General features: G+C 64.3%; 10 protein-coding genes. 4 read left to right on the top strand and 6 right to left on the bottom strand.

What is annotated here, in order from left to right; translation table 11 throughout:
- Window positions 1–265: 265 nt before the first annotated feature.
- The 6 genes from recD to MnOB_RS05385 all read right to left on the bottom strand — a co-directional run bounded on the left by recD (window position 266) and on the right by MnOB_RS05385 (window position 11,560).
- Window positions 266–2,299: an exodeoxyribonuclease V subunit alpha gene (gene recD, locus MnOB_RS05410; protein WP_077522801.1), complete on the bottom strand. Its 2,034-nt coding sequence runs from the start codon at window positions 2,297–2,299 to the stop codon at window positions 266–268.
- On the bottom strand, window positions 2,296–5,928 hold the full coding sequence (gene recB, locus MnOB_RS05405) for an exodeoxyribonuclease V subunit beta (RefSeq protein ID WP_077522799.1): 3,633 nt from the start codon (window positions 5,926–5,928) through the stop codon (window positions 2,296–2,298). Before recB ends, recD begins: the two co-directional genes overlap by 4 nt.
- Window positions 5,925–9,332: an exodeoxyribonuclease V subunit gamma gene (recC, locus tag MnOB_RS05400; protein ID WP_077522797.1), complete on the bottom strand. Its 3,408-nt coding sequence runs from the start codon at window positions 9,330–9,332 to the stop codon at window positions 5,925–5,927. Before recC ends, recB begins: the two co-directional genes overlap by 4 nt.
- A gap of 119 nt (window positions 9,333–9,451) precedes the next feature.
- A complete protein-coding gene (locus MnOB_RS05395; protein ID WP_077522795.1) occupies window positions 9,452–10,039 on the bottom strand; it encodes a hypothetical protein in 588 nt (195 codons plus the stop codon).
- A 12-nt stretch (window positions 10,040–10,051) separates the two neighbouring features.
- Entirely contained in the window at window positions 10,052–10,645 is a 594-nt protein-coding gene (locus MnOB_RS05390; RefSeq protein WP_077522793.1) for a hypothetical protein, read from the bottom strand.
- Window positions 10,646–10,687: 42 nt separating this feature from the next.
- The gene (locus tag MnOB_RS05385) at window positions 10,688–11,560 is read right to left on the bottom strand and encodes a tetratricopeptide repeat protein (protein ID WP_077522791.1); all 873 of its coding nucleotides are present in this window, start codon (window positions 11,558–11,560) and stop codon (window positions 10,688–10,690) included.
- Between the two features lie 21 nt (window positions 11,561–11,581).
- Here MnOB_RS05385 and MnOB_RS05380 point away from each other — a divergent pair, with 21 nt between their 5' ends.
- From MnOB_RS05380 to MnOB_RS05370, 4 genes are all read left to right on the top strand, one after another.
- The gene (locus MnOB_RS05380; RefSeq protein ID WP_199824479.1) at window positions 11,582–12,643 is read left to right on the top strand and encodes a helix-turn-helix transcriptional regulator; all 1,062 of its coding nucleotides are present in this window, start codon (window positions 11,582–11,584) and stop codon (window positions 12,641–12,643) included.
- A gap of 70 nt (window positions 12,644–12,713) precedes the next feature.
- Window positions 12,714–12,878, top strand: coding sequence for a hypothetical protein (locus MnOB_RS28995; protein WP_199824477.1), 165 nt, complete (start codon window positions 12,714–12,716; stop codon window positions 12,876–12,878).
- A 2-nt stretch (window positions 12,879–12,880) separates the two neighbouring features.
- Window positions 12,881–13,690 carry a hypothetical protein gene (locus MnOB_RS05375; protein ID WP_077522787.1) on the top strand — a complete coding sequence of 270 codons (810 nt, stop codon included), beginning with the start codon at window positions 12,881–12,883 and terminating at the stop codon, window positions 13,688–13,690.
- A gap of 314 nt (window positions 13,691–14,004) precedes the next feature.
- A complete protein-coding gene (locus MnOB_RS05370; protein WP_077522785.1) occupies window positions 14,005–14,298 on the top strand; it encodes a hypothetical protein in 294 nt (97 codons plus the stop codon).
- Window positions 14,299–14,698 lie beyond the last annotated feature (400 nt).

Below are 14,698 nucleotides of genomic sequence, written 5' to 3'. Positions count from 1 at the left end.
GACTTGAGTATTTCCGCCTATGTAGCCGGCCGCCGCCCCAGCACCTCGCATCCACATTGAGGGCATTTGTCGAACCAGTCTCGCCCCAGAACCAGTGCATCACTAAGGGAGATGATGGTTTTCTTCCAGGAGCAACACGTCCAGCAGAACACATGGGGATGAAGAGGTATCGGCAAGGCATTTGCACAAGATGACCAGGTGTAACCAAGGTGGCAGACGGGTGCGACAAGCTATGTCGCACCCTTCGCCGCTGCCGCTCTATGGACTAGCGATCACTCAGCAGCGATTCCCCCAATCCACTGCGCCGTTCAACGCGGCGCTGTACGGCCTGCTCGAAGATGCCTGCATGGCTCTCGATCAGGCTGAACCAGTCCCGCGCGCGGGTGATGCCGGTGTAGACCAGCTCCTTGGTCAGTACCGGGTTGAGGGTATCCGGCAGGATCAGCGCGCAGTGGGCGAATTCGGAGCCCTGGGATTTGTGCACGGTCATGGCGAACACCGTTTCCACCGCTCCCAGCCGGCTCGGCAGGATATGGCGCAAGGCGCCGCTGCCGTCGTTGCGAGGGAACACCACGCGCAGCACCTGCCTCGGCGGGGCACCGGGAAGCTCGGGCGATTCCGGCAGGCGCAGGGCGATGCCGATGTCGCCGTTCATCAGACCCAGGCTGTAATCGTTGCGGGTCACCAGCACCGGGCGTCCCTCGTACCAGCCATGATCCTGTTCCAGCACGCCACGACGCTGAAGCGCCTGGGCAATGCGTTCGTTCAGCCCCTCGACGCCCCACGGCCCCTTGCGAACCGCGCAGAGCAGCTGGAACTGGTCGAAGGCCTTCAGCACCTTGCCTGCCCAGGTATCCCATGCGGCAGACTCGGCACCCGGCTCGGGGCGTTCCTGCCGCATCACCTCCAGGTAATGGGCGTAGCCTTGCGGCCTGCGTTCACCACCGGCCAGGCCGTCCAGCAGCAGGCGCTCCAAGGCACGGTCCTGTTCACCGGACAGACGCAGCACATGCAGGTCGCCGCTGCCGGCCGCCAGGGTGCTGCGTGCGGTCTGGGCATCCCCGACGTTCACCGCACGGGCCAGGCGACCGATGCCGGAACCGCTGCCGAAGCGCCTCGAGTAACGCAGCATGACGATGTGCTGGGCCAGCGCCTGCTCGCCCGGCACCAGCGCCGGGTCCTCCACCCGCTCGCCGGTATGGGCCTCCAGCCAGGCGCGGGTACTGGGGCTGTATCCACCTGCCTCCGCTTCCCGGCAGAGATCCCCGAGCACGGCGCCTGCCTCCACCGAGGCGAGCTGGTCCTTGTCGCCCAGCAGGATCAGCCGCGCATGGGCCGGCAGTGCATCCAGCAGGTTCGCCATCATTTCCAGATCGATCATCGATGCCTCGTCCACCACCAGCACATCCAGCGGCAACGGGTTGCCGGCGTCATGGCGGAAGTGACGACTGTCCGGACGGCTGCCCAGCAGGCGATGTAGCGTGGTGACGGCGCTGGGAATCTGCTCACGTACCGCGTCCGTCACCGGTAGTGATGCCACCTGTTTGCCGATGGACTCGGTGAGGCGCGCCGCCGCCTTGCCGGTCGGGGCCGCCAGACTCAGGCGCAGCGGTGCGCCCGCCGCCATCGCGGCCTCCTGTAGCAGCGCCAGCAAACGCACCACCGTGGTCGTCTTGCCGGTGCCGGGGCCGCCGGTGATCAAGGTGAAACGGCCCTGGGCCGCCAAGGCGCAGGCCAGTTTCTGCCAGTCGGTGAGGCGCTCACCATCCAGCACGAAGGGTTCGGGGAAGAGCGTGGCCAGGCGTACGGAAAGGTCTGCCGGCGCACCGGACGTCGCGCGCAGACGCTCGCCGATGTTGCTCGCCACCCGGCACTCGTAATCCCAATAGCGGCGCAGATAAAGACAGGGACCGCTCAGAACCAGGGGCGCGCCGTCGGCTTCCAGCAGCGAACTGCCGGCGCACGCCGCCAACCAGTGTTCCGGGGTCAACCCGGCCAGCACCTGGGACGGCAGCAGCGTCGCCAGTTCCGCGTCCTCCCCCTCCGGCGGCAGGGACAAGGTGAAATCCGGGTTGGCCAGGGTAGCGGCCAGGTCCAGGCAGACATGGCCCTGCCCCAGTTGGTGGCTGGCCAGGGCAGCCCCGAGGATCAGCAACGGCGACGCCGCCGGATCCAGCTCCGCGAGGAACCGCGCCAGGGCACGGTCCAGCTCACGCAGCCAGCCACGTTCGCTCCAGGCTTCCAGCAGGACGAAAAGTTCGGCGCGGTCGCTCAGCGCCGGGGACAGTGTGGGGCTCATGCAACGGCCTCCTCAGGCTCGCCCAGGAAAAGGGCATCCAGCTGTTCGATCAGCTCGCGCGACGGACGCGCCAGGTACACGCCCGGTCCGGGCACACGAAGGAACAGGTAGAGCGCCCCACCCAGATGACGGTCGTAGTCGTAGTCCGGCAGACGCAGGCGCAACTGCCGATGCAGGGCCAGTACATAGAGGACGTACTGCAGGTCGTAGCGATGGCTGGCCATGGTCGCGGCCATCGCCTCGCGGGTGTAGGCGGCGTCATCCGTGCCTAGCCAATTCGACTTGTAGTCGGCCACGTAGTAGCGCCCGTCATGCTCGAACACCAGGTCGATAAAGCCCTTGAACATGCCATTCAGGGTGTCGGCCCGCAGCAGCTGGCGAGCGACGCCCGGCAGCTCATGGCGCTGCACCAATTCGTCGAGGCGCAGCACGTCAACGCGGCTGGCCTCGAACCAGAACTCCAGCTCCGGCTGGTACTGCGTCAGCTCTGTCAGACTCACCGCGCGGCCTTCGCCGAGGTTCAGTGGCTGCACCAGCAGCGCTTGCAGCCATTGGTGAAGCGGGTCGATCCACGCTTCCAGGCCGCGACGACGGCAGCGTCGCGCCACGGCGTCACGCAGCGCCTCCGGGTCGGCGGCGAGCTGAGCGAAGCCTTCCTCGGCGGCCATTTCCAGCAGGCCGTGGAGGAAGGTGCCGGGGTTGGGACCACGGGGGAAACGGTGCAGCCCCTGGGCGGACGCCGGTAGCGGCGCCTGCGCCAACCCTGGGATCTCGTCATCGCTGGAGTTCTGCATGGCCGCGCTGTCCGGCGCCGCGTCGTCGTGCCGGCTCGGCGTCGACAGCGAGCCCTCGTCCAGGCGCAGGGCACTGTAGGAGGCGATCCACCAATGCTCGGCAGCGCGTCGCTCGGGGGTGCGCCAATGGGGCTCGAACTGCCCCTCCTCCAGGGCTTCATAACGCTGTTCGGTCGCGTCAGGGGTCGGCAGTACGGTGCTGCGCGGCGCCGCCGCGAACGGCTCCAACCAGGCGGCAAGCGCCGCACTCTCGGCCAGAGCCTGGCCACCACCCAGCAAGTAGCCGAAGGCCGACTCGTGCAGGCGCGACTTCTTCGCGTTGCCGATCTTCAGGTCCGCCACGCCCAGCCAGCAGGCGTGACGGGCGCGGGTCAGCGCCACATAGAGCAGGCGCAGGTCCTCGCCCAGACGCTCGCGCTCGGCCTTTTCCAGGGTGTCTTCATCGGCCTTGAGCACCAGCCGGCGGCGCTCGCCGTCATGCACCTGCAACGGCTTCTTGTCGTCTACGGGACGGAAGGCGCAGATGAATGGCAGGAACACCAGCGGGTATTCCAGACCCTTGGATTTGTGGATGGTCACTACCCGCACCAGGGCCTCATCGCTTTCCAGGCGCAGCACCTGCTCCTCGGCGGCCTGGCCGTCGCCGGCCAGCAACTCACCCAGATGGCGGATCAGCGCCAACTCGCCATCCAGTTCGGCAGCGACTTGTTGCAGCAGCTCAGCCAGGTGCAGCAGGTTGGTCAGCACCCGCTCGCCATCGTCGCGTCCCATCAGCCGCTGGGGCAGTTCGAAGTCCTGCAGCAGTTGGCGCAGCATCGGCAGCACGCCCTGACGCTGCCAGCGCTGACGGTAATCGCGGAACTGCATGACGCGGCGTTCCCAGATGCGCTCGTCGAGGTTGAGCTGCTCCAGTTCGCTCAGGTCGAGCCCAAGGGTGGCGCTGGCCAGGGCGGCGCGCAGGGGGCGATCCTGGTCCGGCTCGGCGCAAGCGCGCAGCCACAGCAGCAGGTCGCGGGCCTCCTGCGCAGCGAACACCGAATCCTTGTCCGACAGGTAGACGCTGCGCACCCCACGCGCGGCCAGCTCACCACGGATAGCCTGGGCCTCATTGAAATCGCGCACCAGCACGGCGATGTCGCTGGGCTGTAGTGGTTTCAGTGCACCATCCCTGCTAAAGCCGGCGCGCTGCCGCTGGCCGAGGTCCAGCAGGCGGACGATCTCGCTGGCCGCGCCTGCGGCCAGCGCGGCGAGGTAGGTGCCCTTGGCCACCGGCTCCTCGGTGGTCAGCTGCCAAAGGTTGAGGGCTGGCTGGGCCTCGCCTTCCACGGTCCAGGTTTCCTTGCGGCCCTGGGCGTCCACCGGGATGAAAGGCAGGTCGTCGCGGAACAGGAAGGCCCCTGCCCCACCATCACGGTTTTCGGCGCGCATGAAGACGTCGTTCACCGCATCCACCATGTTCTGGCTGGAGCGGAAACTCTTCTCCAGGTTGTAATGCCGCCCGGCGGTGGCGCGGCGCGCCCGCAGGTAGGTGTGGATATCCGCGCCCCGGAAGGAATAGATGGCCTGTTTGGGGTCACCGATCATGAACAGGCCGCAGTCGTCGCGATTGGCCTCCACTTCGTAGAGGGTGTCGAAGATGCGGTACTGCAGCGGGTCGGTGTCCTGGAATTCGTCGATCAGCGCCACCGGGAACTGGTGACGGATCACCTCGGCCAGACGCGGTCCGTTCTCACTTTGCAGGGCGGCATCGAGACGCGTGAGCATGTCGTCGAAGCCCATCTCCGCACGCTGGCGTTTCTCCCGATCGAAGCGCTGGCGAACCCAGGCGGCGGCGTGGTGCAGTGCAGCTTCGTCCGCGGCGGGCAAGTCGTCGAGCTGAGCCTTGAGGTTGGCCATTGCCTCCAGCGCCGGGTGCGCAGGTGGTGTGCCCTTCCAGGCTTCGGCAAGACCCTCGGGGGTCAGACGGGTGAAGCCGGTGCCGAGGTCCAGTCGCTCCTCGTCGCCTTCCGCCCACTCACGCAGCTTGTCCAGCCAGGGGTTGTAGTAGCGCGCCTGGATCTTGCGGGCGTCCACCGCCTTGTCCGCCACCGCTTTGTCCAACAGGACTTGCAGCTCATCAGCCCATGCTCGCCAGGGCGCCTTGAGCGCCGCCAGCTCCCGCTCGCGATCCAGCAGGGCCCGTTCCAGCAACTCGCCCAGGGGCTGTGAGCTAGTTGCACCGTCCTCGCCCAGCAGCGGTCGCAAACGAGCACCGAGATTGGCCGGTTTGCCCCAGCTGCGCACAGCCCACTCCAGTGCGACGCCCTGCAGCGGGTAGCAATGCTGCCGCCAGTAATCGCGCACCACTTCGGCCAGCAGTTCGCTGTGGTCGGTTTCCAGGGTCTGGCTGAACAGGCTGCCGCTGTCGAAGGCGTGCTCCCGCAGCATGCGCTGGCACCAGCCGTGGATGGTGGACACGGCCGCCTCATCCATCCATTGCGCAGCCAGCTCCAGGCGACGGGCGCAGTCGGGCCAGCGGGATTCCGGAAAATCGCCGCGCAGCTCGTCCAGCAGGGGGTCGGTTTCGCCATCCCCACGGAACACTGCCGCCGCCTGCACCAGCCGGGCACGGATACGGTCCCGCAGCTCACGGGTGGCGGCATCGGTGAAGGTCACCACCAGAATCTGCGGCGGCAGCAAGGGCTCGCGAAACGCTGCGTCGTCCCCATGGCAGAGGATGAGGCGCAGGTAGAGCGCAGAAATGGTGAAGGTCTTGCCGGTGCCGGCGCTGGCCTCGATCAGACGGCTGCCGTGCAACGGGAACCGCAAGGCAAGGGGGCGTTGGGGCTGGCTCATGCCTGCTCCTCCTTGAGGGCAATGGGGTGGCTCTCCAGTAGCGGCTGGTAGAGCCGCTCGCTCCAGGCGGGGAACTGGCCATCGGCGGTCAGAGCGGTGTAATCCGGGAACTGCCGGGCGAGGCTGGCGCTACTGGCTACCTCGCCGGTGATGTTGTAGCTGCCCTCATACACGCCGCAGGCCTTGTCGTCGTTGCCATCTTTCAGCCAGGCCAGGGAAGTTTTCAGTGCCACCGGCAGCGGCGCCTGCATACCGGCGGTCCAGGCCTCCAGCCAGGTGGTGAGCAACTTTGCGGCATGTTCGGCCGCCAGCGGCTCGAAGGCCAGGCTCTGGTCCTCGCCCACCAACAGCGTGGTGATGGGCGCGCCGCACGCCGCCGCCACCACATGCAACACGTAGGGGCGCAGCAGGCGATGCCACTTCCAGGTCTTTTCCTTGGCCAGGGCGCTGGGCAGCAGTTCCAGCCGCGCCAGGCGGCCGTCGGCTTGCTGCCGCAGGCCACCGAGCCAGCCGTCGAGTTGCACCGCGCCTGCGCTGAAGCTCAGTCGCTGCGGCGACTCCACCCGATCCGGCCACTGCAGGCAGAGCCCTTCATAGCGTTGCAGCTGCGCCGGCAGCGGCTCCAGCAGGCTTTTACGGTACTGCTCGCCGAACCCGGCCAGCGGCAGCACACCGCTGCGCTGCAACCGGTCAGCCGCTTCCAGCAGCGCCTGCTGGGTGTCGCCGTCGCCCGCCAGCACGGCAGATTTCAGCAAGCTGTCCTGCAACTGGTAGCGCTCCAGGCCATCGAGGGCAAAGGGTTCGCTGTCCAGCTCAGCTTGCTCCTCTTCATCCAGATGCACCTTCAGTCGACGGGTGAAGAAGCACTTCACCGGGTCGCGCAGAAAGCCCTGCAACAATTCCGGGGTGATCTGCAGACCATCCTCCCAGGCCGGCAGGCTGCCCGTGGCTTCACCCGGCGTTGCCTGACCGTGCAGCCGGGCCCACTCGTGGACATAGCTGAACAGCTCCGGTTCGGCGCCGAAGTAACGGCGGCTGAAGGGTTGCAGCGGGTGTTCGGTGGTCAGCGCGTGGAGCAGGTCGCCGCCACCGGCGAGACTCCAGGCGGTGGCAAGGTGGTCGCGCAGTTGGCCGATCAGCACCGACGGCGGCCGCTCGCTGTTGTCGCGGATGCTGCGGCCCACCCAGCTGATATAGAGGCGGTCGCGCGCCGCCAGCAGCGCTTCCAGCAACAGGTAGCGGTCATCCTCGCGGCGAGAGCGGTCGCCGGGGCGGTAGTCGCCGGCCATGAGGTCGAAGTCCAGTGGCGTCTGGCTGCGCGGGTAGTCGCCGTCGTTCATGCCCAGCAGGCAAACGTGGCGGAAAGGAATGGCGCGCATCGGCATCAGGGTGCAGAAGTTCACCGCGCCAGCGAGGAAACGCTGGCTGAGGCGGCCCTGATCGAGGTCACCGAGCCAGGCCTCCCGTACCACTGGCAGTGGCAGCGGCTCCTGCAGGCTGGCGGCTTCGCAGAGCGCCAGCCAGCCGTCGAGGGCGTCGAGCAACTGAGTGAGCAGGACTTCCTCGCGATCGCCCTTGGGCAGGAAGAAGGTGTCCAGCAGGCCCCGCAGGCGCTCGCCCCAGACCACCGGGGCGGCGGGCTCGCGCAGCTGTGCCAGCTGGATGTCGAGGGCGTCCAGCAGACGGGTCAGCGGGCCGATCAGGGCCGCGTCGAGGCCACCGATTTCGTCATAGGGCTCGATGCCGGCGTACGCCCCAGCGCCGCCCACGGCGTAGCCCAGCAGCATGCGACGCAGGCCGAAGCGCCAGGTGTTCTGTTCCAGCCCCTCGCCCAGGCCTAAGGATTCGCGCTGCCGGGCATCCAGACCCCAGCGGATGCCAGCGCCCTCCAGCCAGCGGCGCAGTGTGGGCAGTTCATCTTCCGAGATACCGAAGCGCGCGCGCAGGGCGGCCACGTCCAGCAAATCGAGCACCTCGCTGACGCTGAAACGGCTGTCCGGCAATTGCAGCAGATGCTCCAGGGCGATCACCTGCGGGTCTTTGCCGCGCAGGCCCTGGTCAGCCAGGGTAAAGGGGATGAAGCGGGGATCATCGCCGCTGAACTGGCCGAACACCGCCTGGATGTGAGGCGCGTAGGTGTTCACGTCCGGCACCATGACGATCACGTCGCGCGGGCGCAGTGTCGGGTCTTCGCTGAAGCAGGCCAGCAGCTGGTCGTGCAGCACCTCCACCTCGCGCTGCGCGCTGTGGGCGAGGTGGAAGCGAAGGGTACGGTCCCGCGAAGGCTCCACCGGTGTCCAGGTGTCGCGGGTCTCCTTCAGGGGGCGGAGGTCGAGGATGTCGTTCTGCAACTGGCCCAGCAGGCTATCTTCCGGCGCCGGGCTGAACAGGTCGATGCGCTCGAATTCCTCTCGGTAGCGCTGGGGCTCGTCGTACTGGTCCAGCAGGTTGATGTAGTCGCGGCCCTGCTTGCCCCAGGCGGCCAGTAACGGCTGGGCGTGCTGGTGCATTTCCTCCTGGTCGAACAGGCCGATCTGCTTGGCGCCGCCGCCCTTGCGCTGCTGGCGGCGGTACTCGTGGCGCAGCAGGTCCTTGTCTTCGACGATGTCGCCCCAGTGGTGCTGGCAGGGGTTGTGCACGTAGAGCATCACCTGGCTGAAACGGGCCATGGCCGCCAGTGCCTCCAGTACCTGGGCCGGTAATGAGGAGATGCCGAACACGGTGATACGGCGCGGCAGGCCGGGGGGCGGCGCATCCAGCTCCCGCAGGCGAGCGACGAAGCGCAGGTGCACGCCGGCGCGGCTTTCCGCCAGATGCTCCTCGCCCACATCGGCCAGCAGCGCGCGCCACAAGGCCGGCTGCCAACACGAAGCGTCGTCCAACTCGCGCTCGCCTCCACGAGAGGTACGCAGGATGTCGCGGCCTTCAGCCCAGTCCGCCAGCCAGTCGGCGCGGTAGACCTGATACTGATCGAACAGGTCGGCGAGGCGCTCGGCCAGTTGGTGGCGCTTGCGCAGGTCACTGTCGTCGGCGAGGAAGCGGCGCAACGGCGCGAATGCATCATCGGCCAGCAGGCCCGGCAACAGGCGCATCAGGCGCCAGGTCAGCGGCGCCTTGTCCAGCGGTGACTGCTCGGGAATGGCGTCGCGCCCAAGCACGCTGCGGTAGGCCTGCCAGAGGAAGCGCGCCGGCAGATCCACATCCAGCGCCGCGGCGATGCCACAACCGTCCCGCTCGGCCAGCGCCAGCTTGAGCCACTGGGCGATACCGTTGCTCTGCACCAGCAGCACTTCGTTCTCCAGCGGCCGCAGCGGGTAGCGTTTCATCCACTCCACCGACAGGGCGCGCAGCTCCTCCAGGTGGTTGCCATGGATCACGATAAGGCCGGGTTCAAGCTCCTGCATGGGTAGGATTCCTGCGTGTGCACCGTAGGGACAATACTGTCGGGCCGCTACGACATCCTGCGTCGTAACAACCCTTCATGGGGATGAAAAACTGTGGCGCTGTCGCTCTGGATGCCTATCTACATGGCAACCGCCGCCGAACCGGTACGGGGCGCATTGATAAACATCACGACCTCAAGCGCGCGTAGAGCAGAAACCGGATACCCCATCTTCCGATTGACCGAAACATGGAAATCCGGGAACCGCGCATCCTGCCGAAGCTGCTGGAGCCGCGCCAGGTACTTTCCATACTCAGCAGCATTGTTGACGCGGTATTGATGCGGTTCCTGCCGATGGATGAATCGATAGATTCTCGAGTCCCAGATCGCAAAAGCTTCCGGATTCACGAAGTGCAGCAGCTTGGACGCGCCAACCACAGAGCGATTCACCAGCTGGGCCAACTGCCCGATCTCACCCGCACTGAGGCAACCCTCGGCACTCGCCTTGTTCAGTAGCGCCACGCCATTGGCAACATCGAGGGATTCGCTGGCATGAATTTCCAGGATGGTCGGCATCCATCCATAAACCATGTGTGCGCCACACACGAAGTCCTGTTCGTCCAGAACCTGCCGGGACCTCAGCGAGGCCAGTATGTGCGGATAGGCACGAATATAGGACTGCGTCTGGTCGATTTCGGTCAGCGGTTCAATCTGGAAAACGTCTTGCATTTTGCTGCGTCCTTAAATCGGCTCCAGCCGATAGGTGACGGATGAGTCGGTGAGTTCGAAGAACAGCTCGCCCTCGGATGAGGCTACCGGTGTTGCCGCGGCGCCCCAAAAAGTCGAAGCCGTTTTGAAGTGGTGGCAAACCTCCGCAACCAGGCTGTCCGCATCACGCAGGCCCTCCAATTCGTCTCGCCCCAGACCCGGCATGAACAGTGGAGCGATCCGCTGCTTCTGAGCAGGGTCCAAGGCAACGAATGCCTGCCCCTGGCCGCTAACCCACCGGGCGACAGCGCGGATGTCTGGATGCTCCCGGGCATCACGGACGGACAGCTGAGCGATACGTACGTGCCCCGGGTCGACGACCACGCGACACGCGATGTAGTGCTCGCCGTCACCCAGAGGTGCACTCGCATTGGCAAGCGCCAGTTCTGCCGTGGGACTGGCATAAATCGCGTGCCGCCGCGAAGGCATGCTTTCAGGCCTTAGCCATTCCCACAGGTTGTCGACTATGTAGGGCACGTTGCTTGGAACACGTACAGTCGACTGACGACGCAGCCCTTTTCCCGCCTTCTCTATCTGGCCGGAAGGAATCGCTCTGAAAAGGTCCATATGGCTTCCCTGCTGTAGTGATGGATGAGCCCGCGCATCCTACTATCGAATAGTGGCCAATTGGCATTCACCATCCAGGGCGGACATCTCTGCTGCCCAGCTGCTTCCTTGGGTGATTGCAACATCTCGCCAGAAACGGTAAAGCCGACCCTCCGGGTCAGGAGGAGCGTCGAAAGTGGAGCGGTAGAAGTCTGCGAGCCGCTCACTCGCCAGCATCTCACCACTCATGGCCGCCCACTGCAGCCAGTAAAGGCCCACGGCAGGACAATGCTCGGAGGACGACTCATCCAGGGCCAGCCGGCCAAGAAGAAATCCGGCCATCGCATCCTGCTCGTCAACACCCCGCTTGTACCAGGCGATGGCTTTCCCGTGATCGGCAGGAACTCCGTCATCCCCTTTTTCATACAAGGCTCCCAGAGCTTGGGCTGCGCAAGGAATGCCGGAGGTGAACGCCTGTTCGTAGTAATCGATCGCCAGGATCGGATCGCTTGTCACGCCCTTGCCATAGCAAGCTTGCTCGGCAAGATTGAATAGCGCCTCCGGAGACTCCAGCACGGCCGCAATCCTGAACAAGCGCCTGGCCAACCGTGGATCGGATTCCAGTCGCGATCCATTGAGCCACAGCCAGCCCAGGTCATTGAGCGCATCTGCATCGCCTTGCATGGCTTGCTCGCGCAGCTCTCCATAGCGCTGGCGAAGCCTGATCGGATCCGCCAGTCCCAGAAGCGGGTTGGCCGCCTTGGCCTGGTGGTAAGTGAGAAAGCGCCCCTTCCCACCCAACTCGGCAATCCGCAGCGATGGCATGCCAATGCCGGAATAGAGTCGTTGCAGCTCGCCAGGCACAACAACTGCCAGCTGATCACTCGGCGGCAGAAGATTCTCCATCAGATTGAACAGGTCGGCGGATTTGCCCATGCTGCTGTCTCGTCGCTGATCATGTCAGTCGATTTTCAACAGCCCCTGCGACAACTCGTGTCGCATGCAAGCAAGGATGACAATGTGGAGCAGCTATATCGCCGGGACTTGATCCTCGGCCTCCTCCCCAACAAGGAAAACGCCCTCGACAGCTCCGCCGTTCTCCAACGCGTAACCAACCAGGGCATCGATGTCGACATTCGCACCATCCAGCGGGACCTGAGGGAACTCGAGCTCAAGTACCCCCATGTGCATAGCCGTGCCAAGGGCAAGGGTAAGGCCAAGCTGTGGTGGGCCGAGAAATCACTCTCGCGCCTGAGCATGCTACCGACCGATGCGATGAATCTGGTCATGATCATGGATCACGCCGCCCGTTTCGGCATGGAAGCCCAGGTACAGAAGCTCACCCCCATACGGGAATACGCAAAATCCCTGCTGAAGGGCGCTCGTCCGGCCCAGGACTGTTCCGGGAAGATCATCAGCAACACGCGTTTCGTGACCCTTGCGCCAAGCACGGTCAAACCTGAAGTTCTCGAGGTCATACAGCAAGCGCTATTGGACGGCGGCACCGTTAGAGCCCAATACGTGAAGCGCAGAGCCCAGGAGCCGAAGGAGCTTCACCTCAAGCCGCTGGGCCTGTCCTACCAGGACTCCAATATCTACCTGTCCTGCATCTTCAATGGCCTACCGCAGGGCAGCATTGCCGCACTTCCCCTGCACCGTTTTCTTGCGGCACGTGCAACCGTCGAAGAGCTCCCGGCCCCAAAGGACTACGACATAAACTCCGTTTCGGCCCAGAAAAGTCTGGTAAGCCTGAAGACGGACAATCCGGTCCAGCTGAAGCTGCGCGTAAGCCAGACGCTCCATGAACGCTTGCAGGAAAACGCACTCACGAGCGATCAACATCTGGAACCGACCGCCAACGGCTGGTGGCTGATGACCGGCAGCCTGCACCTGAGCCAAGGACTCGATCTATGGTTGTTGAGCCAAGGTGAACACCTGGAAATACTTGAACCTACCGAACTGCGTGAGCAGATCATCGCGACGGTAACGCGAGTGGCCATGCTCTACAAAGAGGGGTAGTCCTTACGACACAGGGTGTCGCACAACCTCTTCATCCTGTCTCCTGCCACCCGGATAAGGAGACCAAGCGATGAAAACCTACTCTGCGTTCTTGCAGCGCGTTGTACCCAACGCCGGCCCCCGCGCCAACTTCACCATTACCGTCCAGGCCGTCAGCTCGGAAATGGCCCGAGTAACGGCGGAAGCCCAGTACCCTGGGTACAAATGCATCAATGCACCGGTGCAGGTGCGCTGAGAATGAGCTTCCGCCGCTGGCGACCTCGCGATTTTCTCTATTACCTGCATTGCCAGGGCGAAGACGTCGAAAGCGCAAAACGAGGCTTGGCGCATCAGTATCCAGATTACCGAGAGCTGACCATGGGCCATTTCGAAATAGCCCTGGTCGCTGCAACGGATACCGAGGCCAGGCAAGTGTTGCACGGCATGCGAAAGCACTGCGGCGTTGCCCACCCCATAGGCCAGCGCCATTGGGGACGGCATCACTTCACGGCCCTTGGCTTAAACCAGAATTGGCCAAGGCGGCGATTCGATGAACTCCATTGGCTGAACACCACGGCATCCGGAACGACGCCTTGGGAGCGCCTATCCGAGTCAGCGGACACCGTTCATATCCATCACTTCGCACCACCCGGGCCCGTTCTCCAGATTCCCGCCCGCCATTACCAGTGGCGAAGCCGGCAGGATCTGGTCTCGTTCTGGGCAAGCCTGTACCTGGCCAGAGAAGGTCCGTGCATTCCCGGACTCGACTGGAGCAGCTATGCCAACTGGTCGACGGGCGCCAGCCTTGGCCATGCGTCAGTAGGCCGGGGCGCTACCCCCGCTGCCGCGGTTGCCGCTCTGCTGGCCCAGACGGAGCCTGCGGTTCTGGGTAATGCCGTTCACGCCTTGCTGGTGATCGAGGCCAATCACAGCCTCACCCTGGGTGACTACGCCAGCATCCTGGAACTGCTCGGAACGGCCATCGGATGCGAAGTCATCGCCACCGGCTATCTGTCTGCCAACTACGCAGACCATGCTCTCAGGCTCCTGGCATTTGGCCCTGGGTGAATGGTCATTCCCGCTTCAATTCCAGCACGACGCACCCTGTCACCTATCCGTTTCAAGCCCCTAAACCCTCGCGAGCGAAGACGCTCCGCCAGCAAGTGCCACCTGACTAATGCAAAGCAACACCACTTATGGACTAGCCCTGCTCCACTAGACTTCCCCGACCGATGCTTGGACTACCTCCCAACTTCGGTAGGCTCAATCACCAGAACAACTAGTCAAAAACGCAATGCCCGATGCATCTGCCAGCTGAGTACTCTCACCACCATTTTCAGGAGGTCGCCATGTCAGCCAGATAATCCGTCAGGAGTCATGACATGGCCCGCACCTACCGTCGCCGAGTCTGCCAATACGACTATGTGTACGCACTCTGGGACATTGACGAGGTCGACTGGGACCCGAAGTCGATTGCTGTTCGCCAGCGCCTCGCACACTTTCACAGCGACAGTTTCTTCAGTTGGCGCAAGCGTCCGCCGCGGAACTTTCGGAAGGTAGACAACCGCAAGCTTCGCCGGAGCAACCAGGTGGCACTAAAACACTGGCTGCACCGGCCCTATAGCGAACCACTGTTCATGGATATTCGTCGCTGCCCCGCCTGGTTGCCTATGTAGACCGGCCGTACTGCAATGTTGTCAGGGGCAGGTCGCTGAGCATTGGTCAGGCAACGCGTGTGAAACCTGCTGTCAGTTCATTGGTTCAAATCCCGCCACCTATTCGGCGGGCCAACCTTTGTGGGAGGCTTGGCGTGGCGCTCCTGCTTGCTACTGGGGAGCGAGGCACAGACCCAACGTCTAAAGGACTAGCGAATGAATACTCGTATCGAGATGACGGTAAATCCGGGAGAAGAAGAGCTCGCGGCTATCCTTCGGCCATTGCGGGCGCATAACCGTTCTCGAGCGGGTGATCCGGGACGGGAAGCAATCGCGCTGCTGGTTCGCGATGAGCACTCCAATGAAATCCTTGGAGGTAAGCGTACGCCGAACTCACCTTGCGTGACTTAGGCAGGTACCC

The sequence above is a fragment of the Metapseudomonas resinovorans genome (genome assembly GCF_002003485.1).
In the GTDB taxonomy this organism is placed as follows: Bacteria; Pseudomonadota; Gammaproteobacteria; order Pseudomonadales; family Pseudomonadaceae; genus Metapseudomonas; species Metapseudomonas resinovorans_D.
The sequence above is the reverse complement of the archived record's forward strand: the minus strand, read 5'-3'. Positions and strand labels throughout refer to the sequence as shown.